Origin of the sequence: Bacillus sp. F56 (genome assembly GCF_001748205.1) — a bacterium.
Classification (GTDB): Bacteria; Bacillota; Bacilli; order Bacillales; family Bacillaceae; genus Bacillus; species Bacillus stercoris.
The window spans coordinates 776,571-802,303 of sequence record NZ_BDFC01000004.1 but is presented as its reverse complement, the minus strand read 5'-3'; the positions used below and the strand labels follow the sequence as shown (position 1 = coordinate 802,303).

Annotated in this window: 25 protein-coding genes and 1 other RNA gene; 5 read left to right on the top strand and 21 right to left on the bottom strand. The window is 45.7% G+C overall.

The window, feature by feature from the left end; genetic code table 11:
* Nucleotides 1-11 precede the first annotated feature (11 nt).
* The 9 genes from BFW96_RS04125 to csoR form a co-directional block, all read right to left on the bottom strand.
* Nucleotides 12-1,829 carry an assimilatory sulfite reductase (NADPH) flavoprotein subunit gene (locus BFW96_RS04125; RefSeq protein ID WP_069838735.1) on the bottom strand — a complete coding sequence of 606 codons (1,818 nt, stop codon included), beginning with the start codon at nucleotides 1,827-1,829 and terminating at the stop codon, nucleotides 12-14.
* 170 nt (nucleotides 1,830-1,999) lie between these two features.
* Nucleotides 2,000-4,324, bottom strand: a complete 2,325-nt coding sequence (helD, locus tag BFW96_RS04120; protein ID WP_069838734.1) for a DNA helicase IV — start codon at nucleotides 4,322-4,324, stop codon at nucleotides 2,000-2,002.
* 192 nt (nucleotides 4,325-4,516) lie between these two features.
* Complete coding sequence (locus BFW96_RS04115; RefSeq protein WP_069838733.1) at nucleotides 4,517-5,125, bottom strand: trimeric intracellular cation channel family protein; 609 nt, start codon at nucleotides 5,123-5,125, stop codon at nucleotides 4,517-4,519.
* 186 nt (nucleotides 5,126-5,311) lie between these two features.
* Complete coding sequence (locus tag BFW96_RS04110; protein ID WP_069838732.1) at nucleotides 5,312-5,728, bottom strand: disulfide oxidoreductase; 417 nt, start codon at nucleotides 5,726-5,728, stop codon at nucleotides 5,312-5,314.
* A gap of 4 nt (nucleotides 5,729-5,732) precedes the next feature.
* Nucleotides 5,733-6,401 carry a disulfide bond formation protein BdbD gene (gene bdbD / locus BFW96_RS04105; protein WP_069838731.1) on the bottom strand — a complete coding sequence of 223 codons (669 nt, stop codon included), beginning with the start codon at nucleotides 6,399-6,401 and terminating at the stop codon, nucleotides 5,733-5,735.
* Between the two features lie 119 nt (nucleotides 6,402-6,520).
* Nucleotides 6,521-8,629 (bottom strand): heavy metal translocating P-type ATPase, encoded by a 2,109-nt coding sequence (locus tag BFW96_RS04100; RefSeq protein ID WP_139123522.1) that lies wholly within the window; start codon nucleotides 8,627-8,629, stop codon nucleotides 6,521-6,523.
* Nucleotides 8,630-8,787: 158 nt separating this feature from the next.
* Nucleotides 8,788-11,199, bottom strand: a complete 2,412-nt coding sequence (copA, locus tag BFW96_RS04095) for a copper-exporting P-type ATPase CopA (protein WP_069838729.1) — start codon at nucleotides 11,197-11,199, stop codon at nucleotides 8,788-8,790.
* Nucleotides 11,200-11,282: 83 nt separating this feature from the next.
* Nucleotides 11,283-11,492 (bottom strand): copper chaperone CopZ, encoded by a 210-nt coding sequence (gene copZ / locus BFW96_RS04090; RefSeq protein ID WP_040081817.1) that lies wholly within the window; start codon nucleotides 11,490-11,492, stop codon nucleotides 11,283-11,285.
* A 73-nt stretch (nucleotides 11,493-11,565) separates the two neighbouring features.
* On the bottom strand, nucleotides 11,566-11,871 hold the full coding sequence (gene csoR, locus BFW96_RS04085; RefSeq protein ID WP_003228404.1) for a copper-sensing transcriptional repressor CsoR: 306 nt from the start codon (nucleotides 11,869-11,871) through the stop codon (nucleotides 11,566-11,568).
* 127 nt (nucleotides 11,872-11,998) lie between these two features.
* Between csoR and iolW the strand changes: the two genes are divergently transcribed.
* Nucleotides 11,999-13,075 carry a scyllo-inositol 2-dehydrogenase gene (iolW, locus tag BFW96_RS04080; RefSeq protein WP_069838728.1) on the top strand — a complete coding sequence of 359 codons (1,077 nt, stop codon included), beginning with the start codon at nucleotides 11,999-12,001 and terminating at the stop codon, nucleotides 13,073-13,075.
* Between the two features lie 35 nt (nucleotides 13,076-13,110).
* Here iolW and azoRB read toward each other — a convergent pair whose 3' ends face one another.
* The 11 genes from azoRB to secG form a co-directional block, all read right to left on the bottom strand.
* Nucleotides 13,111-13,746: an FMN-dependent NADH-azoreductase AzoRB gene (gene azoRB, locus BFW96_RS04075; protein ID WP_069838727.1), complete on the bottom strand. Its 636-nt coding sequence runs from the start codon at nucleotides 13,744-13,746 to the stop codon at nucleotides 13,111-13,113.
* Between the two features lie 159 nt (nucleotides 13,747-13,905).
* Nucleotides 13,906-15,801, bottom strand: a complete 1,896-nt coding sequence (locus BFW96_RS04070) for an FUSC family protein (protein ID WP_069838726.1) — start codon at nucleotides 15,799-15,801, stop codon at nucleotides 13,906-13,908.
* A gap of 172 nt (nucleotides 15,802-15,973) precedes the next feature.
* Entirely contained in the window at nucleotides 15,974-16,375 is a 402-nt protein-coding gene (locus tag BFW96_RS04065) for a YvaD family protein (RefSeq protein ID WP_040081811.1), read from the bottom strand.
* Nucleotides 16,372-16,731, bottom strand: coding sequence for a DMT family transporter (locus BFW96_RS04060; RefSeq protein WP_014665391.1), 360 nt, complete (start codon nucleotides 16,729-16,731; stop codon nucleotides 16,372-16,374). The genes BFW96_RS04065 and BFW96_RS04060 overlap by 4 nt, the downstream gene beginning before the upstream one ends.
* On the bottom strand, nucleotides 16,728-17,300 hold the full coding sequence (locus tag BFW96_RS04055) for a TetR/AcrR family transcriptional regulator (protein WP_069838725.1): 573 nt from the start codon (nucleotides 17,298-17,300) through the stop codon (nucleotides 16,728-16,730). Before BFW96_RS04055 ends, BFW96_RS04060 begins: the two co-directional genes overlap by 4 nt.
* A 110-nt stretch (nucleotides 17,301-17,410) precedes the next feature.
* Nucleotides 17,411-18,205: an SDR family NAD(P)-dependent oxidoreductase gene (locus BFW96_RS04050; RefSeq protein ID WP_014665393.1), complete on the bottom strand. Its 795-nt coding sequence runs from the start codon at nucleotides 18,203-18,205 to the stop codon at nucleotides 17,411-17,413.
* Between the two features lie 182 nt (nucleotides 18,206-18,387).
* Nucleotides 18,388-18,750, bottom strand: a transfer-messenger RNA (tmRNA) gene (gene ssrA, locus BFW96_RS04045).
* A 176-nt stretch (nucleotides 18,751-18,926) separates the two neighbouring features.
* A complete protein-coding gene (smpB, locus tag BFW96_RS04040; RefSeq protein WP_003220025.1) occupies nucleotides 18,927-19,397 on the bottom strand; it encodes an SsrA-binding protein in 471 nt (156 codons plus the stop codon).
* Between the two features lie 144 nt (nucleotides 19,398-19,541).
* A complete protein-coding gene (rnr, locus tag BFW96_RS04035; RefSeq protein WP_014665394.1) occupies nucleotides 19,542-21,881 on the bottom strand; it encodes a ribonuclease R in 2,340 nt (779 codons plus the stop codon).
* Between the two features lie 18 nt (nucleotides 21,882-21,899).
* Nucleotides 21,900-22,640: an alpha/beta hydrolase gene (locus BFW96_RS04030; protein ID WP_003242610.1), complete on the bottom strand. Its 741-nt coding sequence runs from the start codon at nucleotides 22,638-22,640 to the stop codon at nucleotides 21,900-21,902.
* 131 nt (nucleotides 22,641-22,771) lie between these two features.
* Nucleotides 22,772-23,002 (bottom strand): preprotein translocase subunit SecG, encoded by a 231-nt coding sequence (gene secG / locus BFW96_RS04025; protein WP_003220028.1) that lies wholly within the window; start codon nucleotides 23,000-23,002, stop codon nucleotides 22,772-22,774.
* A gap of 148 nt (nucleotides 23,003-23,150) precedes the next feature.
* On the opposite strand from secG, the gene BFW96_RS04020 reads away from it, so the two are divergent.
* A complete protein-coding gene (locus tag BFW96_RS04020; RefSeq protein ID WP_069838724.1) occupies nucleotides 23,151-23,924 on the top strand; it encodes an alpha/beta fold hydrolase in 774 nt (257 codons plus the stop codon).
* 33 nt (nucleotides 23,925-23,957) lie between these two features.
* Here the strand turns inward: BFW96_RS04020 and BFW96_RS04015 are convergent, their stop codons facing one another.
* Nucleotides 23,958-24,191, bottom strand: a complete 234-nt coding sequence (locus BFW96_RS04015; protein WP_009968172.1) for a helix-turn-helix domain-containing protein — start codon at nucleotides 24,189-24,191, stop codon at nucleotides 23,958-23,960.
* A 152-nt stretch (nucleotides 24,192-24,343) separates the two neighbouring features.
* Between BFW96_RS04015 and rghR the strand changes: the two genes are divergently transcribed.
* From rghR to catR, 3 genes are all read left to right on the top strand, one after another.
* On the top strand, nucleotides 24,344-24,751 hold the full coding sequence (gene rghR / locus BFW96_RS04010; protein WP_069838723.1) for a transcriptional repressor RghR: 408 nt from the start codon (nucleotides 24,344-24,346) through the stop codon (nucleotides 24,749-24,751).
* Nucleotides 24,752-24,780: 29 nt separating this feature from the next.
* A complete protein-coding gene (locus tag BFW96_RS04005) occupies nucleotides 24,781-25,200 on the top strand; it encodes a helix-turn-helix domain-containing protein (RefSeq protein WP_014665398.1) in 420 nt (139 codons plus the stop codon).
* A gap of 91 nt (nucleotides 25,201-25,291) precedes the next feature.
* Entirely contained in the window at nucleotides 25,292-25,618 is a 327-nt protein-coding gene (gene catR, locus BFW96_RS04000; RefSeq protein ID WP_003242888.1) for a catDE operon transcriptional regulator CatR, read from the top strand.
* Nucleotides 25,619-25,733 lie beyond the last annotated feature (115 nt).

The window sequence follows — 25,733 nt, the reverse complement described above, 5'->3', positions numbered from 1 at the left end:
TTCAAGTCAAATCAGTATACATCACGCTGATAGCGTTTTTGCTGCTGCATATCGGCAAGATAAGCTTCCGCTTCTTCGCGGCTCATATTGCCTTCTTTTTCGATAATCTCAAGTAATGTGTTATGGACGTCATGCGCCATGTGCTTTTCATCTCCGCAAATGTAAACAGCCGCTCCTTCTTGAAGCCATTCGAACAACTCTGCGCTCTGTTCAAGCATGCGGTGCTGCACATATACTTTTTCTTCCGTATCACGCGAGAACGCCACATCCATTTTTGTCAGCACACCGTCTTTGAGCCAATTCTGCCACTCTGTCTGGTAAAGGAAATCCGTGACAAAGTGCTGATCGCCAAAGAACATCCATGCTTTTCCTTCTGCTCCCGTTTCCTCACGCTCCTGCATAAAGGAACGGAAAGGTGCGACGCCTGTCCCAGGGCCGACCATGATAATTGGTGTTTCAGGATCTTTCGGAAGCTTAAAGTTTTGGTTGTGCTGTACATAAACAGGCAGTGTGTCCCCCGGCTGCAGACGTTCCGCACATAAAATTGAGCAGACGCCTTTTCGTTCACGGCCGTGCGCATCGTAGCGGACTGCGCCGATTGTTAAATGCACTTCATCCGGATTTGCGGATAAACTGCTTGCAATCGAATAAAGGCGGGCAGGCATTTTTCGCAAAATCGAGACAAACTGCTGCGCAGATACACTGAATGGGCCATAATCACGGACGAGATCTAGCAAATCGCGTCCTTCAATATAAGCTTTTGCATTCTCCTCATTTCCCGGGGCTAAAAGCTCTCTAAGCTCCTCACTTCCCGTCAATTGGGCTGCCTGTTCAAGAAGCGGTTTTGTGAGAACGGTAATCTCATAGTGAGAAATCAGCGCTTCTTTCAGTGGACGGACATCACCTTGCTTATTAAGCGTCACAATTTCTTCCGGGTCCCAATTCATTTCTTTAAGGAGCAGCTCGACAAGCTCTGGATCGTTTTCCGGATAGACGCCGAGGCTGTCACCAGGCTCGTAAGTCAGGCCAGATCCCTCAAGAGACAGCTCCACATGGCGTGTTTCTTTATTTGATCCTCTGCCGTTTAAATTCAAATTTTCTAACACTTCAGCCCGAAACGGGTTTGTTCTGGAATACGAAGACTCACCGGTTTGAGCCGCAGCCGCCGGCGCAGGTGCGGCGCTTCCGCCCCCAGCTTCATTTAATCCCTTCAATACACCCTCAAGCCATTCGGCTGCCGGTTCATCATAGTCAAGATCGCAATCAACGCGCGGAGAAATCCGTTCTCCTCCGAGTTCTTCTAAGCGCTGATCAAATTCTTTCCCTGTCTGGCAGAAAAATTCGTACGAACTATCACCAAGCGCCAAAACGGAAAAACGCAGATTTTCAAGCTTAGGCGCCCGTCTTCCGTGCAGAAATTCGTGAAACGACAGCGCGTTATCAGGCGGATCGCCTTCACCGTGCGTACTAACCACGATTAAAAGATTGGTTACCTTCTTCAGCTGATTCGGCTTAAAATCGCTCATGGATGAGACGGTCACTTGAAAACCGCTCTGTTCAAGCTGCTTGCCGGCATTTTCTGCAAGCCCCTGTGCGTTTCCTGTTTGTGAACCATAAAGAACGGTCACTTCTTTTGAAACGGCCGGTGCTGGTGCCTCCACAGACACAGCTGCCGCCGGCGCACCCGCAGTTTCTTGGGCGGAAACAGATTGCGCGGATAAATATCCGCTCAGCCAGATTTTCTGGGATTCGGTCAAGGTCGGCAGAAGGCGGTTAAGGAGCTCTGCCTGCTCCTGATTAAACGGACTGTTCATTACCTGAAGTTGCAACGTATCCACCTCACAAAGTTATAAACTGATCGAAAATTGCATCTAATTGAACTTTACCGGAATACTAGGCTTAAGTAAAATATATTTACATGATGATAACTATTAAGAATCCTAATGATAAAACGGCTATGCTTCATATAAATAGAAAAAAGAGAAGGACTCCCTTCTCTTCATTCAGCAATCTGATATAAGTGAGGCGGCACAGCGGTTACAAACGGACTGGCTTCACCTGTATAAAATACCGCCAGCATGTGCATTGCACGGGTGCACGCAGTATATAAAAGCCTGCGGTCGTGCTCTGTATGATAGTGTTCTTCAGATGCATCATAGACAAGTACTGCGTCAAATTCAATTCCCTTCGCTAAATACACGGGAATCACGCAAACACCCTTTTGGAATGGTTGATTTTCTTTATGAATCAGGCGAACATCTGCATATTCACTCATGTGAACGTGCGCCTGTATGCATTGCTGCGCAGTCTTGCAAATGACGGCTATTGTTTCGTGCCCTTTTTTCTTGAGCAGTCCAATTTCTTGCGCGAGCTTTTGGCAAAGGCTCTCATGCCCTTCAGTTTTGACCACGATCGGCATTTCCCCGTTTCTGTTAAACGGCTCAATATCCGCTCCATCTTGAAGCATCGCTTTTGTAAACTCGACAATCTGCCTTGTCGATCTGTACGTTCTCTTTAAACGAACATACTCAGCAGGCTCATCTTCAAAGCACGCATCCATACGCTGATCCCCGTGTATGGCATGAGCGTAGATAGACTGATTGATATCACCAAGCACTGTCATGCTGGCAGCCGGAAAAATGCTTCTCATGTAAGCCATCTGCAGCGGTGAATAGTCCTGGGCTTCGTCAATAAATAGGTATTTGATCTTCGTATTTTTCTTTCTGCCCTCAATCAGATCCTGCATATAAAGAAACGGTGCCGCGTCCTCATAGAGCAATTTATTTTCCGTAAATGCCGAACGGGTCAGCTCTCCTATCGCTGCCGTCTTCTCATGCTGGGATTCCCCTCCCCATCCGGAAAACAATTGCAGATACAGCTGGTTCACATCAAGAAATGCCAGGAGTCTGACCGCTTGTTTGAGCGGTTTGAAAGCTTTTTTCACAATGATGGCGGCAAGCAGCTGATGCTCTCTTTGATAATCGTTAAACGTACTCTCGCTGAACCGTTTCCTTTCCTGCAGTTTCTTGTACACGTCCAAGTAGTCCTCTTTGTCAAGCAGCTCAGCTTCATGAACGACCCAATCCTTTCGCCGCTCCTTTTTCTCAAGCTTGTTAAGCTCACTCAGCAGCCACTTCGCGGTTTGTTCCATCCGGTTCGGGATCGAGTGATTTTGATCCAATGAGTAAAAATAGGATTGAATCTGTTCCTTTGTAATCAGCTTTTGGCCGCGGAAAACAATATTTTTAAAAATCATCCCTTCAGAGGACAGCCTTGTGACGTATTCATCAATGAATTGCTGAAAAGATAAACCCGCCTTCCATGTGATACCCGCAAGCCTTGTTGGAAAATCGCCTTCCTTTGTTTCAGTCAAGCAATACTCAAGCTGGTCAAAGGGGCTTTCACATTGAAACCTGCGGCCAAGCCGATGCTCGATATATTCCTGAAACGTCGCCTGCTCCATATTCTCTTCTCCTAACTCAGGCAAAACAGAGGAGACATAGCTGTTAAATAAGAAGTTAGGAGAAAACAAAACGATTTGTCCGGCATCAATGACGCCGCGGTGCCTGTATAACAAATAAGCGACACGCTGAAGCGCTGCCGAAGTTTTTCCGCTCCCAGCCGCTCCCTGCACGATCAGGAATTTGCTTTTTTCATTACGGATAATCTGATTTTGTTCTTTCTGAATCGTAGACACGATGTTTTTCATTTGGGTATCGGAATGATGGCTTAATACCTCTTGCAGCATTTCATCGCCAATCGTCATATCGGTATTAAACATCGCCTTGAGATCGCCGTTTTTGATCATAAACTGTCGTTTCAGCACCATTTCCCCTTCTATCGTTTCACCGGACACCTCGTACTCCGCTTTTCCCGGGGAATAATTATAGTACATACTTGATATCGGCGCCCTCCAGTCATAGATCAGAAAGTGTTCCTCCTTCTCATCCAAACAGGAAGCTAAACCGATATAAATTCGCTCTGCCTGCTCCTCGCCGTTTTCAATAAAATCAATCCGGCCGAAATAAGGCGATTTTTTTAATTGTTGAATTCGTTTGAGCTGCTGGGCCATGCGCCGATGATTCCGTTCCCGATCAGACAGCAGCTCTGCCTGCTGCTTAATGCTTGCCATCGTTTCAACCGCTTCATGGGCATCATCAAAATTAACCTTCACATCCTCCCAAAAGCTTTTTCTTAATCCGATGATATCATGCTTCAACCCGCCCGCAGACGTTTCCAGAAACCGCTCTTTTTTTCCGAGTTCCTGCAGCACCTCATCTATTCTTGACTGCTCTTCCTTCCATTCCTTATCCTTCTGATTCATGAACGGCACCTCCAGAAAATAGTTGACAAACATAGATGAAATACTGTAAAATATAATTGGATACATATATCGAATATATGATGAAAACTGGCAAATACAATTTATCTTATCATATTTACCCAAAATCAATCAAGGTTTGGGTTATTTATATGCAAAAAAACCGACTTCACATCGAAATCGGTTTTTTTGCTATTAATTCTCTAAGCGAAAAGAACGGTTTGGCAGCTTCCAATTAAACATATAGGAACAAACCCTGCAGACAACGAGCACAAAAAACAGAACGTATAAGCCTACCGAGTTCCCCAGCCAGCCCAATCCGACGATTAATCCGCCGAGAGCCGCCCAGACCGCGTAAATTTCCGCCTTCAGCACAAGCGGTTTGCGCCCGGCAAGAAGGTCGCGGATGATTCCGCCCCCGCTTCCCGTCAGCACCGCAGCCACAATCACGGCACTAAGCGGATGGCCCATTTTGACGGCATACAGTGCGCCTTGGATAGCAAAGGCTGCGAGGCCGATCGCATCTGACAAATTGCCCCACTTATTCCAATGCTTCAGCAGCAGCTTCGGAAACAGAAACACAATTGTAATAGATAAAAGCGCGATTTGAAAGTACGCTCCCTGCTCCCATAGCGCTGACACCGGAACACCAATCAGCAAATTGCGGATCGCTCCTCCTCCAAAAGCTGTAACGATCCCTAATATATAAACTCCTAAAATATCGTATTCCTCTTCCATCGCAACAATTGCGCCGCTGACTGCAAACGCAATGATGCCAATCACACTGAGCAGCTCCCAAGCCATTCTGATGACTCCCTTTATGTTTGTTAAATTTTCTGACGACCTCTAGATTTTATAATCGCTCAAGCGTAAAAGCAATAACATTTTTATGAGAAAAAAAGATAAATTTAGAGGGAATACGGCTATTGCTGATGGACATGAGTTTTGCGAAATTAAAAAAGCGTCCGGCATACGCGGGCGCTTTTTTTGTTATTCAGATTTTTCGCCTTTCAGCAGGCACATAAAAATGATAATCAGGATAAAAGCAATCAGGGCCAGGAATGGAATCGTAATAAAACCAAACCAGTTAATATATTGGCCCGAGCACGGCACGCCGCTGACACACGGCTTAATGCCGCTAAAACCGGGCACTTTTTGCTCTAAGTAATGCATGATCGAAATGAATGCCCCTATCATCGCCATCGGGAGCACATATTTTTTCACTCGTGTGTCTCCTTGAAAGGTAGCGATGCCTAAAATCAGGACGAGCGGATACATGAGGATACGCTGGTACCAGCACAGTTCACATGGAATAAACTTTCTGATTTCACTGAAATACAGGCTGCCCAGCATAGCGACAAGAGCCACAACCCAGGAAGCATATAAAAATACGATTCTATTTTTCATATCGTTACTTCCCTTTCAGCTCTTTTTCTATCGTTTCTTTGATTTCATCATAATTCGCAAAATTTTTGATCACTTTATCATTGACGTAAATCGTCGGTGTTGCATTTATGTTCATTTTTTGATTAAGGTCAGAATCCTTTTCCACTTGAGAAGCGAATGTTTCCTTATCAAGATTTTTCTTGAGCGTCTCAGGTTTTATCTTTGTGGTGCTTTTTGCAAGATCACCGAGAACGCCTGGGGTTACCCATTCCTGTTCTGTATCCGGCTGTTTTTCGAACAGCTTTTCATGGAAATCCCAGAAAGAGTCAGGGTCTTCCTTCCATACTTCTTCTGATGCAAGAGCCGCTAATGTTGAACCTTTTCCATGGAACATGACGTTCACGAAAGAAAATTTCACATCGCCCTTATCAATAAAGTCTTTTTGTATTTTTGGAAAGATGTCACTGTTAAACACCTTGCAAGACGGACATTTGTAATCTCCGAATTCTACTACAGTTACCGGTGCATCGTCCTTGCCAAGCACAGGCTGGCCTTTAATAGACGGCTGTCCGGAAACCGCTTCATCGCCTTGTTCCGTTTTGTTATTAATGATGACAATGGCTGCTAGCAATACAACGACCACAACCGTAAGGATGACCGCGAATTTCGCAGAAGACTGCTGTTTCTTTTTCACTCCGACACCTCATCGTTTTAAAATTAAAAAAGAAGCGGGTCGCAATTGACCCACTTCTTTATTTTAACAAGACAAGCACAGATAAGAAAACCCCGAAAAAATGAATTCTCTCCGACAATTTATTTGTTTTTAAGACGCATGACACGCATGGCGTTTGCAACAGCCAGCAGCGTAACGCCGACATCAGAGAAAACCGCTTCCCACATAGTCGCAATTCCAAATGCACCAAGAATGAGGAAGATCGCTTTTACGCCTAAAGCAAAGCCGATGTTTTGCCACACGATACGCCGTGTCCGTTTCGCAATCCGAATCGCTTCCGCTATTTTTGACGGCTGATCTGTCATCAGCACGATGTCTGCGGCTTCTACTGCGGCGTCTGAGCCAAGGCCTCCCATCGCGATCCCTATATCTGCGCGGGCAAGCACCGGCGTATCATTGATGCCGTCACCGACAAAAATGAGTTTTTCATTAGGTGAAAGCTTAGCTTCCAATGCTTCGACCTGCGCGACTTTATCCTGCGGCAGCAGCTCTGCATATACCTCACCAATCCCAAGCTGTTTTCCGACGGCTTCTCCCGTTTGTTTCGAATCACCCGTCAGCATAGCTGTCTGTTTGATCCCAAGCGACTTCAGATCAGCAACCGCTTGTGCTGCGTCTTCCTTTATCTCATCCGCTATGATGATTGCTCCGGCATATCGTTGACCAACGGCAACGTGTACGATTGTTCCGGCTTTTTCATCCGGGACATCCTCAATTTGTTCTCTTTCCATGAGCTTTTTATTCCCGGCAAGGATCTCAGTTCCATTTACCTTTGCAAAAATGCCGTGGCCGGATATTTCCTCATATGATTCTATGGCGTCAGGGGAAAGCATTTTTCCATAAGCTTTACGCACAGATTCGGCAATCGGATGCTGTGAATGAAGCTCAGCGTATGCCGCAGCTTCAAGTAAGCTGTCCTTTGTAAATCCTTCCGAAGGCTTAATTTCTGTCACTTCAAAGCTGCCTTTAGTTAATGTTCCCGTTTTATCAAACACCGCGTATTTGACTTGATTCAAGGCTTCTAAATAATTGCTTCCCTTTACAAGCACTCCAGCCTTCGAGGCCGCTCCGATTCCTCCGAAGAAACCGAGCGGAATAGAGACAACTAGCGCACAAGGACAAGAAATCACTAAAAAGATAAGCGCGCGGTACACCCAATCGGAAAGAGCGGCGCCAGAAACAACAAGCGGCGGAACAAAAGCCAGCAATACCGCGATAATGACAACAGCAGGTGTATAATACTTAGCAAACTTCGTGATAAAGTTTTCTGTCCGGGCTTTGCGGCTGCTCGCATTCTGAACCAGGTCTAATATTTTTGATACTGCTGAGTCCTGATAGCCCTTTGTGACTTCAATATGCAGAACGCCGTTTTGATTGATAAAGCCTGACATGACCTCTTGTCCTTCCGCAGCTTTTCTCGGAACGGACTCACCTGTCAACGCAGATGTATCAACCATCGCTGACCCTTGCACGACCTTACCGTCCAGGGGTATGCTTTCTCCCGGATTAACCACAATGATATCTCCTGTCTGAACATCCTCCGGAGAAACCTGTTCGATGCCGTTCTTTGTTTTCACATTGGCGTAATCAGGCCGTATATCCATTAAGGCACTAATTGATTTTCTGGACCGGCTGACTGCGGCTCCTTGAAAAAGCTCACCGATTTGATAAAACAGCATAACGGCGACTCCCTCAGGGTATTGCTGAATCAGAAAAGCACCAATTGTGGCAAGGGCCATCAAGAAATGTTCGTCAAACACTTGGCCGCGGATGATGTTTTTGACTGCGCGGATGACAATGTCACCGCCAATGATCAAATAAGCAGCGAAAAATAGGAAAAATTCAATGGTTCCGGAATGAACCAAATATGCCGCTGCGCCGAGAATGACAGCCGCCGCCATTCTGATCAGCATATTGACCATTCGATAACGATAGCCGTCATCCGCTGATTTCTTTTTATGCTTTTGGCGAACCGTTACATGCGGATCGATTGATTTCACTTTTTTCTCTATTTTATTTATGACCCATTGCTCTTCTTTCCCATTGGCCGAGACAGTTAAGGTGCTTGCCGCAAAATTTACCGCGCATCCGTCAATTCCTTTTATGCCTTTGACTCCATTTTCGATTTTTTGGGCACAATTGCTGCAATCCAAACCGTCCAGAACGTATTCCTGTTTCACTAGTCTCACCTTACCTTCCGATTTAGGGTTCCCTCTTCAAAGCGTATCAATGAGCATTGATTTGTTATACATATATGAGCATATACTCATATAATAGTTACACCTATTATATGTTGTTTTCCAAGAAAGTGTCAATGAAAAACAAAAACCGGCATATCGCCGGTTTTTCATTTTACTTTCTGCAGACGAAGAGCGTTCAGAACTACGGAAACGGAGCTGAATGCCATTGCTGCTCCCGCTATCCATGGTGCTAAAAATCCTAGCGCTGCGATTGGGATGCCGAGGCTGTTATAGCCGAGCGCCCAGAATAAGTTTTGTTTAATGTTTTTCATTGTCAATCTGCTCATGCGAATGGCGTCGGCAATGCTGTTTAGATCGCCGCGAATCAGCGTAATGTCAGCTGTTTCCATGGCAATATCCGTGCCTGTTCCAATCGCCATGCCGATATCGGCTGTGGCAAGCGCCGGCGCATCGTTAATTCCGTCGCCTACCATGGCTGTTTGGCGGCCTTCTTTTTGCAGGCGGGCAATTTCTGCCGCCTTTTGTTCAGGAAGGACTTCCGCAATGACACTCGTAATTCCCGCTTCCTTCGCGATGGCTTCTGCGGTTCTGCGATTGTCTCCTGTCATCATGATGACATCAAGCCCCAACTCTTTCAGACGGGCAACAGCCTTCCGCGACGTGTCTTTTATCGTATCTGCAACCGCTACTAGCCCAGCTGCCTCCCCATCAATGGATACAAGCATAACTGTTTTCCCTTTGGCCTCAAGCTCTTCCATTTGGGCGAGAAGAGCCCCATGCTCAACCTGTTCGCTCTCCATTAGCTTTCTTGTGCCGACGAGAATGCTTTTTCCTCCGGCTTCAGCCAAAATGCCTGCGCCGACTTTCGCTTCAAAACAGGTTAGCTTCGGTATCTCTAGCCCTTTTTCTTTCACGCCAGCCACAATTGCTTCGCCGAGCGGATGCTCCGATCCCGTTTCCGCTGCCGCTGCAAATTGAAGCAAATCTGTTTCTTCAAAACGTCCGAATGGAATGGCATCCGTCAGACGCGGCTTCCCGTTTGTCACGGTTCCGGTTTTATCAAGAACAATGGTATCGAGACGATGTGTTTTTTCTAAATGCTCGCCGCCTTTAAATAAAATGCCGAATTCAGCAGCGCGTCCAGATCCAGCCATTATGCTCGTCGGAGTGGCAAGACCGAGGGCGCAAGGACAAGCAATGACAAGAACCGCAATGAACTTGCTGATCGCTTCAGCAAAATCGCCAGGAGCCGCCCAAAGATACCAAATGAGAAAAGTGAGAACGGCAATCCCCAATACAATCGGCACAAAAATGCCTGAAATCTGGTCAGCGAGACGCTGGATCGGCGCTTTTGACCCTTGTGCTTCCTCAACAATTTTGATGATATGAGAAAGGGCAGTGTCCTTTCCGACGTTGACAGCTTTAATTTTCAGGAAGCCGTTTGCGTTAACGGTTGAACCTGTCACGCTGTCACCAGGATTTTTGTCAACAGGAAGACTTTCACCTGTAATCATCGATTCGTCAACCGCTGAGCGGCCTTCAACCACTTCTCCGTCGACAGGAATTCGTTCGCCAGGTTTGACGTAAACAATGTCATTAACAAGCACTTCGTCGATCGGGACGATTTGCTCCTTTCCGTCTCTTACGACAGTCGCTGTTTTCGCTTGAAGCTTCATCAGCTTTTTAATCGCATCCGAGGAACGGCCCTTTGCTTTTGTTTCAAACAACTTTCCTAATAAAATCAGCGTCAGCAAAATCGCGCTTGTTTCATAGTAAAGGCCGTCTGTATGTCCGTGGGAACCAAGGCTTTGAAAAGTAAGATATAGACTATAGGCGTAAGCAGCAGTCGTTCCGAGCGCGACCAATACATCCATATTGGCGCTTTTATTTCTGAGCGCCTTATACGCACCCGCATAAAACGGCCAGCCGATCAGAAACTGGACTGGTGTCGCCAGCGCAAACTGCATCCACGGATTGAGGAATATATCCGGCACCCAAATGAATGATGTAAATGTAAAATGGCTCACCATCGCCCAAAGCAATGGGAACGACAGAACCGCTGAAAAGATCAGTCTCGCCATTTGCTTCCGTTCTTCTTTCTTTTTAGCAGCAGCTGCTTCACCATCCTGATCATCCTTCAGCTTTAGCTTATATCCAAGCTTATCTACCGCTGCTTTCAGATCATTGACAGACGCTTCTTTTGGATTGTATTCGACTGTAACTGTTTCTAAAGCGAAGTTTACAGGGGCGTTTGCGACGCCTTCTATTTTGTTAAGCCGCTTTTCAATCCGATTGGCGCAGGCCGCACAGGTCATGCCTTCAATATCGAATTCAGCTTTTTCTGTAACGACATGATAGCCCAGCTTCTCTATTTTTTCCTGAATTGCTGCAGCCCCTGTTTCAGCAGGATCGTAGATTACATTTGAAGTTTCCGTTGCCAGATTGACATTGGCATCTGCGACACCGGGCATCCGCTTCAGGCCTTTTTCAATTCTGGAAGCACATGCCGCACAGGTCATACCAGAGACCTGCATTGCGACTTCCTTTTGTTCACTCAATATACTCACTCCTTTATATACACCCGGGGGGTATATAAAAATGAAAGAAATATCGCACCTCCATAAAGGCGCGATATCTTGAATCAATCGGCTACATCATAGCCCTGATCTTCTATCGCATCCGCAATGTCTTTGACGGATACTTTGTCAGCATCAAACGAAACATCGACTTTACCCGCTTCCAGATTGACATGAACAGCACTGACGCCGTCCAGTTCTCCTACGCTCGTTTCTACTGCTTTCACACAGTGCTGACAAGACATTCCTTCGACTTGCAATGTTTTTTGTTCCATATGAATTCCTCCTGTTTATTCTTTCTGTTTTCATCCTACCATACCCCCGTAGGGTATTACAATAAAAAACGCTTTATGATTTTGTGAACTTTTTAAATACATCCAACAGCTCAGAAATGGCTTGTTCCCCGTCTCCGCTTTTGATGGCATCCGCTACACAATGATGGGCATGATCCTCAAGCAAATGAAGCGCCACATTTTTCATTGCCGCTTGAACAGCTGAAATCTGCACAAGAATATCTACACAATATCTGTCGTTTTCCACCATGTTTTGAATGCCTCTGACCTGACCCTCAATCCGTTTAAGCCGGTTTGTAATCTGATCTTTTTCTTTCGAGCTTTTATGGTTTAATGTTTTATGTTCGTTATGCTTTTCCATGCGTACACCTCTGTTTAATGATATTAATTCCCATTATACTGATTGTCCAAACGGTTGTCTAAGCATGCCGACGCAAAAATTGAATCAGTTAGGTTTTACCATTTCATCAGGAGGGTATATACTTCTGTTGATAACGCTTTTAAAGGGGAGAAGAAAAGTGGATACGATCAAGGTTGGAATATTAGGATACGGATTGTCCGGTTCTGTTTTTCACGGGCCGCTGCTGGCTGTTCTAAATGAGTATCACATCAGCAAAATCATGACATCACGGACGGAAGAAGTGAAACGGGATTTTCCTGATGCTGAAGTTGTGCATGAGCTTGAGGAAATCACAAATGACCCCTCCATTGAGCTCGTCATTGTCACCACACCGAGCGGACTTCATTACGAGCATGCTATGGCGTGCATACAAGCGGGAAAACACGTCGTGTTGGAAAAACCGATGACAGCGACGGCCGCAGAAGGGGAGAAATTAAAGAAAGCCGCTGATGAAAAAGGCGTATTGTTAAGCGTATATCATAATCGGCGCTGGGATAACGACTTTTTAACGATTAAAAAGCTGATCTCTGAGGGATCTCTTGAAGATATCAATACATATCAAGTCTCCTATGACCGCTACAGACCTGAAGTTCAAGCGCGGTGGCGGGAAAAAGAAGGCGTTGCCACTGGCACGCTGTATGATCTCGGCTCCCACATTATAGACCAGACCCTGCATTTGTTTGGGATGCCTAAAGCCGTGACTGCAAACGTAATGGCTCAGCGGGAAAATGCCGAAACGGTTGACTATTTTCATTTAATCCTGGATTACGGCAAGCTTCAAGCCATTCTATACGGAGGATCAATTGTTCCTGCAAACGGTCCCCGTTATCAAATCCATGGTAAGGATTCCAGCTTTATCAAATACGGAATCGACGGGCAGGAAGACGCACTCAGAGCGGGAAGAAAACCAGAGGGTGACAGCTGGGGTGCGGATGATCCGGAGTTTTACGGACAGCTTACAACCGTTCATGGCTCCGACAAAAAAACAGAAACAATTCCATCAGTAAATGGCTCCTACCTTACCTATTATCGAAAAATAGCGGAAAGCATACGAGAAGGTGCTGCGCTGCCAGTCACCGCTGAGGAAGGTATTGATGTCATCCGCATCATTGAAGCCGCAATGAAAAGCAGTAAAGAGAAACGAACCATTATGCTGGAGCAATAAACAAAAGCCTCCCCAAATAAGGGGAGGCTATTTCATTAGAATGTTTTTCCTGCTTCTTTCGCACGCGCGATCGCGTCTTCTTTGATTTGCTGTGCTTTATTTGGCTCCGCATTATGTCCCTCTACGAAAATGCCATCGAATGATGGTACGCCGAAGAAGTTCATCATGATGCCGATGTAGCGGTGTCCCATTTCCATCTCAGCCGCAGGGCCTTCTGAATAATAGCCGCCTCGCGCTTGGATATGGATTGCTTTTTTATCAGTCAACAAGCCGACAGGACCTTGTTCTGTGTATTTGAATGACTTTCCTGCAACGGCAACAGAATCAAGATACGCTTTCATCACTGGCGGGAATGAGAAGTTCCATAAAGGAGTGACAAATACGTACTTATCAGCTGATGCAAATTGATCGCTAAGCTCTCCCAAACGGCCTACTTTCGCTTTTTCGTTTTCAGAAAGCTCTTCAAAGCCTGTACCTGACTGAAGCTTTCCCCATCCGCTGAATACATCTGCGTCAATGTGCGGGATGTTTTCTTTGTACAAATCGATATGTACAACTTCATCATTTGGATTCGCTTCTTTGTAAGATTCGATAAATGCTTTACCTGTTGCCATACTGTACGAAGTTGCTTCGTCATGCGGATGAGCAGTGATATATAATACTTTTGCCATTTTTACCAGTCCTTTCGTTTTTAAAAATCACACATCAATTATTATCATACAGATGCAAAATGATTATTCTGTCTCTCTTAGACTTTATTATAGAGACAAAGAAATTTACTTTCAAGTAAAATATCTCGAATTAAAGATTATTTTCCTTTCCCAAACAGCTTACTTTTCAAAAGCTGTTCTCAAGCCGGAATACAGCGCGGACAATTCTTTACTGATCCGAGGATAATGAGCGACATGCGGCACTTGAATATCCGCCGGCATCCTTTTCACGTTAAAGGATTGCTCAGCCTGTTCAAAAAACGTCCGCAGCTGGTTGATCTCTTCATCAGAAAACGGAGAAGGCGGACGGCGGTGAGCTTGGGCTGAGAGCAAATAATAGCCTAAGTGCTGAGCACCGGAAATAGCAGGCCAGAGTGCATCCGCATTCGCATGAGGAAACTCTCCAAGCGCCTTGTCATACGCATCCCGAAGCCTGACGAGGCTCACCCTTAATTTATGTTCGTCAGCTTTCTGCCCGGTTAACAGTTTCTTCATAAACTGCCCTTCCAGCCGGATGACGTTCCTCATCAGTTCAGGCAGCCGCTTCGTTGAAAACCGCCGCCACAAAAGCATTGTTCCCAATAGCCCGAGCACGCTGCCGACAGCTACGTCCGTCAGCCTCGCTATCATAAAATAACCGGTGTCCGCGCCGCCATGCATACTTTCTGTGATAACAAGCGCATTTGCGGTTAAAAAGGGAACAGCCAGCGCATAATTGCGGACAATCAGCATCTCAAGAAGACATTGCAGCGCTGCAATACAAAACGCAATATAAACACCGCCCGGCTTAAAAAACAAGATTGCGCCTGCCAGCATAACACCGATCACCGTTCCGGCCGAACGCTGAATAGCCCTGTGAAGCGTAAAAACAACAGTAGTGCCAAGCATGACCGCTGCTGCCGAAAGCGGAATCCAATAGGAGCGTGCAAAGCTGAATACGAGGGCAAACATATCGGCGGCAAACAGAACAATTCCGTACTTTAACGCTCTAATCAAAACCGGAGACTTCCAGTCAAAGGCATTTCTCAAAAAGTAAAAAGAGGATGGCAGGCGGCTCGGTTCCCCATCAAGCTGCTTTTCCAAACGTCCTGAAGCGATATGCAAAACCTCGTTGATTTCTTCAAACAGCTTTCGCTTTGGCTCAGATTCATTTTCATTAATCTGAAACGTATTGAAAACCCGTGCATGTGCAAGCATATCTCCAGTTTGACGAAGTGCCTTTTCAATCTGCGCGGTCTCTCCATCCGGCGTTTCAGCTGAAAAATGAATAATGGCAAGGAATATGTCGTCAGCTTTTTCAAGCAGGCGGAAAAACCGTTCATCATGCTGTGATTTTTTCCGTCCGTTCCCTTTCCCCAGAACGGTTTGGCGGGCTGTTCTGAGCATGAGCACCGTCTGATGCTGCGCATGATGAAAACCTGGCGTTCCGACGGCTGAAAGACATGCAGCCAGCTGATCATATGTTTTTTGCAGCACCGCTCCCTCCGGTCCATGCTTGTTCCATAACCAGCCAATTAGCGCGATGCCCATGGCGAAAATGCTGCCGAGAAACGTCAGTCCCGCTCTGAGCAACGCTTGTGAAGGATCGGCCGGCAGCCCGGAACTGACTAAAAAGGCTAGGACAAAAAACATCGGCGCAGGGCCTTGAATGCCGAGCGCGCTAAAAATAAACATCGCCGCTGCACCGACCAGCCCCAAAACAGCCGCCATTATCCAAAGCGTCCCGGACAAAAGCGTCCCTAAACAAAATGAGAGGGCGATCCCAATAGAAACCAAGAGCAGCTTCAAGGCGCGCTTTTTGTACGATTCACCGCCCGCATATAAATAAACAAAGCCTCCGATACTTGCAGTTAGTCCGTAATCCGTGTGACCCGCTAATGCGCCGACCAGCACAGGAAACCCTGAAGCGAAACCTGATCCGATAGCCTTTTTCCAAGGAAATGGATTCGCATGAATGCGAAAGGCATCCTTCACGATAGGCATGATTCTTTGATTGTTCTCAGCAGTTTTGTTCATTTGACAAAATCCTTTTCAATGAATATATAGAACTCTTCCCATTTCTTCGCTTTAGTATGCCCAAAAACGCGTTACCTTCTCAATTGGTGCGCCCGATAAAAAAAACAGAGACTTAGACCGTCTCTGCTTGCATGACATCAGTTTATTCGCAATATCATAAAAGCGGCACCTGTCAGGACTGCTTTGTCCTTCTGCTTTCCTTTAAGAGCAGGTGGATAAAAAATAAAGGGTAAATCAATAGATACCCATTAAACAGCCACCACACAAGATCAAAATCCCGGCTGAATGTCCAGAATGATATCGCCTGCAGACCTGAACAACAGGTCAGCACAAGAGAAATCAGCGCCATCAGCTTCCACTCAGCTCGATTCACCCGCTGTAAGTACAAGCTGTACAACCCTGTCACAGAGATCAGGATATCCAGCGGAAAAAAAGACCAGTTCCAAGCGATCATAAACGGATGGTCATGATGTTTAAAGGCCCAGTTTTCCGGTATGAGCGAAAACCCGGCTGACAGCCAGTACAAGATAAAGCCGATATCAGTCACGAGGAAAAACAATTTCATATATCTCATTTGTACTGCCCGCTTTTATGTACCGGCTCAGACACCCCAGCCTGCTCGATCAGGTTTAAAGACACAACACCGGCAATAATCAATCCAATTGAAATGACTTTCATGACACTAACATGTTCTTGAAAAAACAAAAAACCAACGACTGTAATCAGGACAATTCCCATCCCTGACCATACAGCATAAGCAACAGATACATCAATGGATTTAAGCGTAAGCGTCAGAAAGAAAAGACTCCCTCCATAAAAGAAAATCAACAGCACACTGGGAATAAGTTTTGTAAAACCGGACGATAGCTTCATGCTGACCGTTCCCGCAACCTCAAACAAAATCGCCAAGCATAGAAACACCCAATTCACGTGGCATCAGCCTCCTCATCAGCTGTTATACCGTTAAACAAAACATCTACAATTGATTCAAGAACCTCTCCTGTCGTGAACTGATGTTTCAGCGGATATTCAGGGTCATACACTTGGTTGATGCTCCCTATATACATGTGAACAAACAGGTCCAGATTGATGTTTCTGATTTTCTTTTGCTGTTTGCACTCGTTTAATAATGCTAGGACGATCGCCCATTCTTCCTTAATAAACGTGTCTAATGTAAGCCATGCGTCATAATGGTATTTCTTGAGTTCATTTAATAATCCCATGTTCAGCAGTTCCATCCCCTGCGGAAGGCTGATCAGCATTTTTTTCACCTTTTCAAGCACATTTAAACGTTCATTTTCATAGATGTCTCTTTCCATTTGCTTCATTTCAGCTATAAATTGTTCGACAACCGCCTCAACAAGCTGATCTTTAGATGAATAATATGCATAGAGCGTCCGCTTGCTCGTTCCCAGCGCTGCCGCCAAATCATTCATCGTAAATGAAAATCCTTTCTGCTTAATCAGCCGGATGGTTTCCGCCAGAATTCTTTTATCCATATCAATCCCCCGCTTTCGGTACTACAAAAACTATTTCAGTACCAAAATTATACGACAGCATTTTATGGAAATCAACAATATATAAAAAAACCTCTCCAATTGGGAGAGGTTTAAAAGACACTGCGGACCAAACCGCCGTCCGCCCGAAGCGCCGCACCATTGATCGCAGAGGAAAGCGGGCTGCTTAAAAATGTAACAAAGTGGGCGATTTCTTCCGGACGGATCAGTCTTTGAATAATAGATGTCGGCCGGTTTTCTTTCATAAAACGAGCCTCAGCTTCTTGAACAGTCAGGTTTTCATCAGGATACAGCGAGTTCAGCATGGTTTCCACACCCTCTGTTAAGGTAGAGCCCGGCATGACGGTGTTGACTGTGACATTCGTGCCGGTTGCCAGCTCCGCCAAACTGCGGGAAATGGACAGCTGCATCGTTTTTGTCGCACTGTAATGAGCCATCTCCTGTGACGGCATAATCGCCGCTTCACTGGCAATGAAAATCACACGTCCTTCTTTTTTCTCGATCATGTTATGCAAATACTTGCGTGTCAGCCTTACACCGCTCATAATATTCACTTCAAAAAAACGAAACCATTCATCATCCGGAATATCAAAATACTCCGCCGGTTCGAAAATCCCTAAATTGTTGATCAAAATATCAACGTGCGGATATGCCTGAAACAGCTCATTGCAGCCTTCTTCTGTTCCCAAATCAAATGCAGCCGGATACAGGACCGCTTCAGCATGTTGTGTTTTCAATTCATCTATCGTCTGATTCACTTTCTCTTCCCGGCGTCCGTTAATAATCACTGCCGCCCCTTCTTCAGCTAACGAAGAGGCAATAGCTTTTCCGATCCCCGATGTCGAGCCGGTAACCAGTGCGGTTTTTCCTTGTAAATTCAGCTTCATTCTTCATCCCTCCGTTTTTGATTCCTCTTATTTATTGACAGAAATCTGCTTGGTGAAACATCTGCTCTGCAACCAGTATGAAACAGCTGGGATTGAAATGGAAGTACGCACTTTTTTGTGCCTGTGATTTGGAGAAAAAATAAAGCAGAACCTCTTGAGAGGTTCTGCTTTATTGTCAGTATGTATGGAGACGGTGGGAGTCGAACCCACGTCCAGAAACATCGATTACTTAAGCGTCTACGAGCGTAGCCTGCATATTTATGGTTTCACTCATCTTCTTGCCTGCGGGCGGGCCTTCCGAGAGCTAGTCTGTTCATCTCTTCTTACGTTCTCAGACGGGAACGCAAGCGTAGCCTACTTGGATGTGCTCTTCACAGACACATAGGCAATGTCAGGAAGAGCTCGCTGCGCTTATTAGGCAGCTAATGCTACGTTTTGGTTAAAACTGTTAGTTTTGCCAGTTATATTTAAGTGCGTGTTTACGAGATCGCCTCTCGGCTCGCAGCTCAAGCTCGATCCATCCCTGTCGAATCCGTAACGTCCCCTTGGTATAAGGGAAATACGGGAGAAAATATCAAGCTCTCACTCAAACTGGCTATAGTCTTATTATAACATGATCACGGCTCTTTTCAATTGTCAAATCCTTCAAATGAATGTCGACGTGATCTGATCGTGAACACAGTATAGCACAGGCCTGATTTTCGAATCAAGCACTATGCCTTTAGAAGCCTTTTTGGCTGTCTCTGAACGCTCTTTCGATTTCCCGCTTCGCGTCCTTGCGCTTCAGGTCTTCCCGTTTGTCATAGTTCTTCTTCCCTTTTCCAAGGCCGAGAAGCACTTTGGCAAAGCCATTTTTCAAATACAGCTTCAGCGGAACGAGAGAATAACCCTTTTCCTTTGTTAACCCGATCAGCTTGTTAATCTCCTTACGGTGCATTAACAGCTTTCTCGTACGGAGCGGATCGTGGTTATAGCGGTTTCCCTGCTCATATGGGCTGACGTGCATATTGTGGAGAAACACTTCTCCCCGTTCGATTTTGGCGAACGAATCCTTAAGGTTTACGCGGCCGGCGCGAATCGATTTGATTTCGGTTCCTTGCAGAACGATGCCGGTTTCATAGGTTTCTTCTATAAAATAATCGTGGTTGGCTTTCTTATTTTGAGATAATACTTTTCCTGACCCTTTTGGCATGCCAGAACCTCCTCTCTCTAAGGAAAAACTGTCCACCTTTTGCGATACGCTCTATTTTACCAAATGTCACGTACCGCTACAATGAAAAGCTGTTTCCGAAAGAAAGCAAATAGAGCGCTGCGGCCCTATTTGCTGGTTGAGCTGTTATTTCTTCTTTTTCCGTTTCTGTTTCGGCGCATTTTGGAAGCCGCGTTTTTTCTTTTTCTTCTTCGGCTTAGTGAACCATTCTCCTTTTTCCTCAGACGGCGCTGGAGAAACAGGTGTATTGGTGCTTTGAACGCGTTTTCTGGCAGGTTTTCCGCGTTTTCTGCTCCGGCTGCTGTCCAATTCTCTCGGACGGCGTGGAGAGCCCTTCATGCCGACGATTTCAAAGTCGATATTGCGCTCATCTTTATTGACATCGACAACCTTGACTGTGATTTCATCCCCGATGCGGAAGACGTTTCCTGTCCGTTCGCCGATCATTGCGAAATGCTGTTCGTCAAAACGGTAGTAGTCATCAGTCATAAAGCTGACATGGACGAGACCTTCAATTGTATTCGGCAGCTCGACGAACATTCCGAAGTTTGTCACAGAGCTGATCATGCCGTCAAACTCTTCACCGATTTTATCAAGCATGTATTCCGCTTTTTTCAGATCATCCGTCTCACGCTCGGCGTCAACTGCACGGCGCTCCATTGATGATGTATGTTCAGCGATATCCGGCAGGCGTTCAGCCCACTTTTCCTGTGTCGCTTCATCGACTTTGCCGTTGATCAAATACGTACGGATTAGACGGTGAACGATTAAGTCCGGGTAACGGCGGATCGGCGATGTGAAATGCGTATAGAATTCCGTTGACAGACCGAAGTGCCCCAAGCTTTGCGGGTCGTATTTCGCCTGTTTCATCGAACGGAGCATAACAGTAGATATAACCGTTTCCTCTGGCCTGTCACGCACAGCGTCCAGAATGCTTTGCAGGGCGCGCGGGTGAATATTTCCCGCCGTTCCTTTCACCACATAGCCAAATGTCGTCACAAACTCTAAAAACTTTTGCAGCTTTTCAGCATTCGGCTCTTCGTGAATCCGGTATATAAACGGGACGTTCATCCAATGGAAATGCTCCGCTACTGTTTCATTTGCCACAAGCATAAATTCTTCAATGAGCTTCTCGGCGACAGAGCGTTCTCTGATCACAACGTCTTTAACCGCTCCTTCGTCATCGACAAGCACCTTTGCTTCTTTGAAATCAAAGTCAACGGCGCCGCGGTCCATCCGCTTATCGCGAAGAATTTGAGCCAGGCGCTCCATGTCTTTGAACATCGGAACAAGAGGCTCGTATTTTTGTTTCAGCTCTTCATCATCGTCAACAAGAATTTTATTCACATCTGAATATGTCATTCTTTCCGTTGTTTTGATGACACTTTGGAAGATCTCGTGCTCTGTCACCTGTCCCTGACTGTTAATGGTCATTTCACAAGAAAGCGTCAGGCGGTCAACCTTTGGATTTAAGGAGCAGATGCCGTTTGACAATCTGTGCGGAATCATCGGGATGACACGGTCAACCAAATACACACTCGTCCCTCTTTCAAGCGCTTCTTTGTCAATCGGTGAGTTTTCGGTTACATAATGGCTGACATCAGCAATATGAACGCCAAGCTTGTAGCTTCCATCGTCCAGCTTCGTCACGGTAACTGCATCATCCAAATCCTTCGCGTCCGCCCCATCAATGGTGACAATCACCTGGTCACGGAGATCACGGCGGTCTTTCAGATCTTTTTCATCAATTGTGTCAGGCGTACTAGATGCCTGTTCCATCGCGTCAGCTGGAAATTCTCCCGGCAGGCCGTGCTTATGAATGACCGATAAAATATCAATGCCCGGATCATTTTTGTGGCCGAGAATGGTTTCAATCTCGCCCTCAGCGTTCATGCGGCCTTCAGGATAGCTCGTCAGCTTGACAACAACTTTATGCCCTTCCGCAGCTCCATTTTTCCCGTTTTTCGGAATGAAGATGTCACTCGTGATTTTTTTGTCGTCCGGAATGACAAAGCCGAAGTTTCTCGTTTCTGTATACGTGCCGACAACCCGCTGAATCGCTCTTTCTAAAATCCGTATAACGGTTCCTTCCTGCCTGGAGCCGCTTGACTGTGAATTCAGGCGAACCATGACGATATCGCCGTTCATTGCCGTATTCAGCTCATTAGGCGGAATAAACACATCGCTTAACGACGTATCCTCAGGCAGCAAAAAGGCGAATCCTTTCGCATGCGCTGAAATCTTTCCTTTTATTAAATTCATCTTCTCCGGAATGCCGTAGCGGTCACTTCTCGTCCGTACGATAAGCCCTTTTTCTTCCAAGGCGACTAACGCTTTGACGAGCTCTTTAAACTCCTCGGCTTCCGTAATTTTTAACATCTCCTCTAGTTCCTGAACAGTCAAAGGCTTATATGCCTCTTCCTTCATAAACGAGAGAAGCTTTTCCATAAATGCTTCTTTTTCCATTATCCGACCTCCTGTTGATTACCAATCGAGCTTCTCTAAAAATTCATACACATCCTGATGGACGAGGTCACGTTCTTTGTCGAGTGTAATGACATGGCCTGATTCCTCGTACCATTTCAGCTGTTTATCATCAGTTTCCACTTCGTTGTAAATAATATTGGCGCTTTCGGTATTAATCATGTGGTCATGACGGGCCTGCACCACAAATGTCGGTGAATAAATCATATCGACATTGTTCCGCACATCAGCAATTAAGTCTTGCAGCGCCTTGAGGGTATTCATCGGCGTTTTTTCAAATTCTTTCATTTCCTCTTCAATTTGCTCAGGGCTTTTCCCCTCAAACTTTTTATAATTGCGAGCGTATGAAAGAACGCCTTGATACATGACCTCTTCACTCTTAATATGCATCGGTGCGCACATTGGGACAATTCCCTTTATGGGTACAGTGTAACCCAATTTCAGCGAAAAAACCCCGCCAAGCGACAGTCCGCAGGCAGCAATGCTCTCATAGCCTTCAGATTTTAAGTATTCATAGCCATCCATTACGTTTTTCCACCAGTCTTCAGGCCCCGTATGTACAAGTTCTTCAGGCGGGACGCCATGTCCTTCATATTGAGGCGCGTGGCACGTATAGCCGCGTTCATTCAAATATCGTCCCAGCATCCTTACATCCGCTGTATTTCCTGTAAAGCCGTGCAGCAAAAGCACCGCTTTGTCTCCGCCTTTAAATGTAAATGGTTTTGGTGTCACAACTTTCATGCTCATGTCTCCCTTTCTATCTGCACGATCATTATAGTTTTCCACAGTTTAATCAGAAAAAAACGTTATGAATATCAGCCAGAAACGTGAAAAAGGCCTGACTTCACATCAGACCTTATACAAACATTGCCCTATAGGATATAAGCAAGCGCAATCGTTAACACGAAAAACAAGACTGCCAGCACTACCGTAATGCGGTGCAAAATTAAATCAAGACCTCTTGCTTTTTGTTTCCCGAAGAGCTGCTCCGCTCCGCCTGAAATCGCACCAGATAATCCGGCGCTTTTACTGGATTGAAGCAAAACGACAATAATAAGTGCAATGCTGACGATAACCAATAAGGTAATCAAAACTGCGTGCATCCCTTACACCTCCAGACTCACTGGCTACATTACTTCTATTTTACATGAAAAGGGTTGGCATGTCACGCTGTATCAGACGCCAAAAGGCCGGATAAGACGTTTTGTCTTGGTTACCCTATTCATATGAAAAGGTCAAAGGAGAAAAGCGATGCCGCTTATCAGCATAGACAGCAGGAAACATCTTTTTTATGAAGAATATGGACAGGGAATTCCTATCATTTTTATCCACCCGCCGGGCATGGGACGCAAGGTTTTTTATTATCAACGCCTTCTTTCAGAGCATTTCAAGGTGATTTTTCCTGATTTAAGCGGGCACGGTGACAGTGAACACCCGGGTGAACCCGCTTCTATTTCCTATTATGCGAACGAGATCGTACAATTCATGGACGCTTTATACATTGATAAAGCTGTGTTATTCGGGTATTCCGCCGGGGGCTTAATCGCACAGCACATCGGCTTCATCCGCCCGGACAAAGTGTCACACCTGATTCTGTCAGGCGCCTACCCCGCTGTTCATAATGTAATCGGCCAGAAGCTGCACAAACTGGGAATGTATCTGCTTGAAAAAAACCCCGGTTTGCTCATGAGAATCCTCGCTGGGAGCCACACAGAAGACAGACAGCTTCGCAGCATATTAACAGGCCATATGAAAAAAGCAGACCAGGCTCATTGGCATCAGTATTATCAGGATTCGCTAGGCTACAACTGCATTGAACAGCTGCCTCGGCTAAACATGCCAATGCTTTTTATGTATGGCGGCCTGCGGGACTGGACCTTTACAAACGCAGGCTATTACCGAAGGGCTTGCAGCCATGCCGAATTTTTCAGATTGGAATATCAGGGACATCAGTTGCCGACAAAACAATGGAAAACATGCAATGAACTGGTGACAGGGTTTGTGCTGACACATCATTCAAGATAGAAAACGCTTGGATCTTCTTGCGTTTTTTCTCTTTCATTGACTTTTGTCAACAAAATCATAGTAAAAAAGATCCTCAAATTTCAAATTAAAGTAGTGAAGCATTTTACCGATCACAAGCTGCCCCGGCCTCCTTTCACCATTCAGCACACGGCTCAGTGTGGCGGGTGAGACTCCGATTTCCAGCGCAAGCTGATTAAGGGAATAATCGTTATTAACCATATACTGCAAGACATAATCACGTCTAATCTGTATCTTTTCTACTGGCACTTTCCTCACCTTCCATTCCTGAAAAAACTTTTTTCTATAGTTTTACATTACGGCTTATGTTAACTTTTGTCAATACATTTCCAGTCTACCTATTCCCTTTAGTCAATAAACATACTAAAATATGAGTAACAGTGAGGGACGGGGTGAGACATATGGAAAGCTTTGGCGAACAATTGCGGGCATTGCGCGAGGAGAGAAAGTTAACGGTCAACCAGCTGGCGACTTATTCAGGCGTAAGCGCGGCCGGCATCTCCAGAATCGAAAACGGAAAACGGGGCGTTCCCAAACCCGCCACCATCAAAAAACTGGCGGAGGCCTTAAAAATTCCTTATGAGGGGCTTATGTACAAGGCTGGTTACATCGAAGAAGTTCATGAAGCCAAGGCTCCTTATGAAACGAAGTGCAAGCTGCTCGAAAAAGCGGAGGCCTATAACCTGAAAAACCTTGCGCTTCTTGAGAACGAAAAATGGCAATATCTCAATAAAGAAGATTTGCTCATGCTCGATCATTATTTTTCGTTTATTTCAGACGAAGCCAAAAAACGGTCTGCTGATGACTGACTATTGATAGAAATGAGAGGCGATAGACCATGTCACCGTTCGGACAGCAATTACGGGAGCTGCGCCGCGCCCGCAAACTGACAGTGAATCAGCTTGCGGTGTACTCAGGCATCAGCTCGGCCACCATTTCGAAAATTGAAAACGGCAAGCGCGGGACGCCAAAACCCGCCACGATCAAAAAACTGGCGTCCGTCCTGAAGGTGCCGTACGAAGACCTAATGGCCGCCGCAGGCCATATTCAGGCCTTTCCTAAAGAAATCCGCGAAGCATCTGAAAGCTATCAGTCCGTTTATGACATTTACCAGACGGCTGTCACGCGCGGAGCGGAGCACCTCCCGATTTTCAATAGCCGAAAATGGGAACATCTTTCAAAGCAGGATATTGAAAATCTCAGCAAATACTTCGATTTTTTATCTTCGGAAGCAAAAAAACGCGCTTCTTCCTCATAATCCCCTATTCCTCTTTCTGCATTTCATCAATCACGCTTGCATACCTTCCCTCGTTATTTGCGTTATAATAGTGACAGACGAGGTGAAAAGTATGAACCAATCAGAAATGTGTCCTAGATTTGAAAAAGCAGTCGACATCTTAAGTAAACGCTGGGTCGCTTTAATCGTATTTCAGCTCTTAAACGGGTCGCAGCGATTTAGCGAAATTGAAGCAGCACTTCCAAATCTAAGCGGCAGAGTTCTGTCAGAACGGCTGAAAGAACTTGAGCTTGAAGGAGTAGTAAAGCGGGATGTCATCCCTGAAACTCCGGTTCGCATCGAATATTCATTGACCGATAAAGGAAAGGCGCTAGCCCCCATTTTAGGTGAGATTTCTAAATGGGCGACTGAATGGATTGACCCTTCCTTTCTTGACTAATTGCTAAAACGGTTCTGATCTCAAAGACGAGAAAAAGAACCGTTTTTTATTTTTTTATTTTCCAGGTGAAAAAAAGATATCTCAGCCGATATATAGTACATCCACACATTACGTT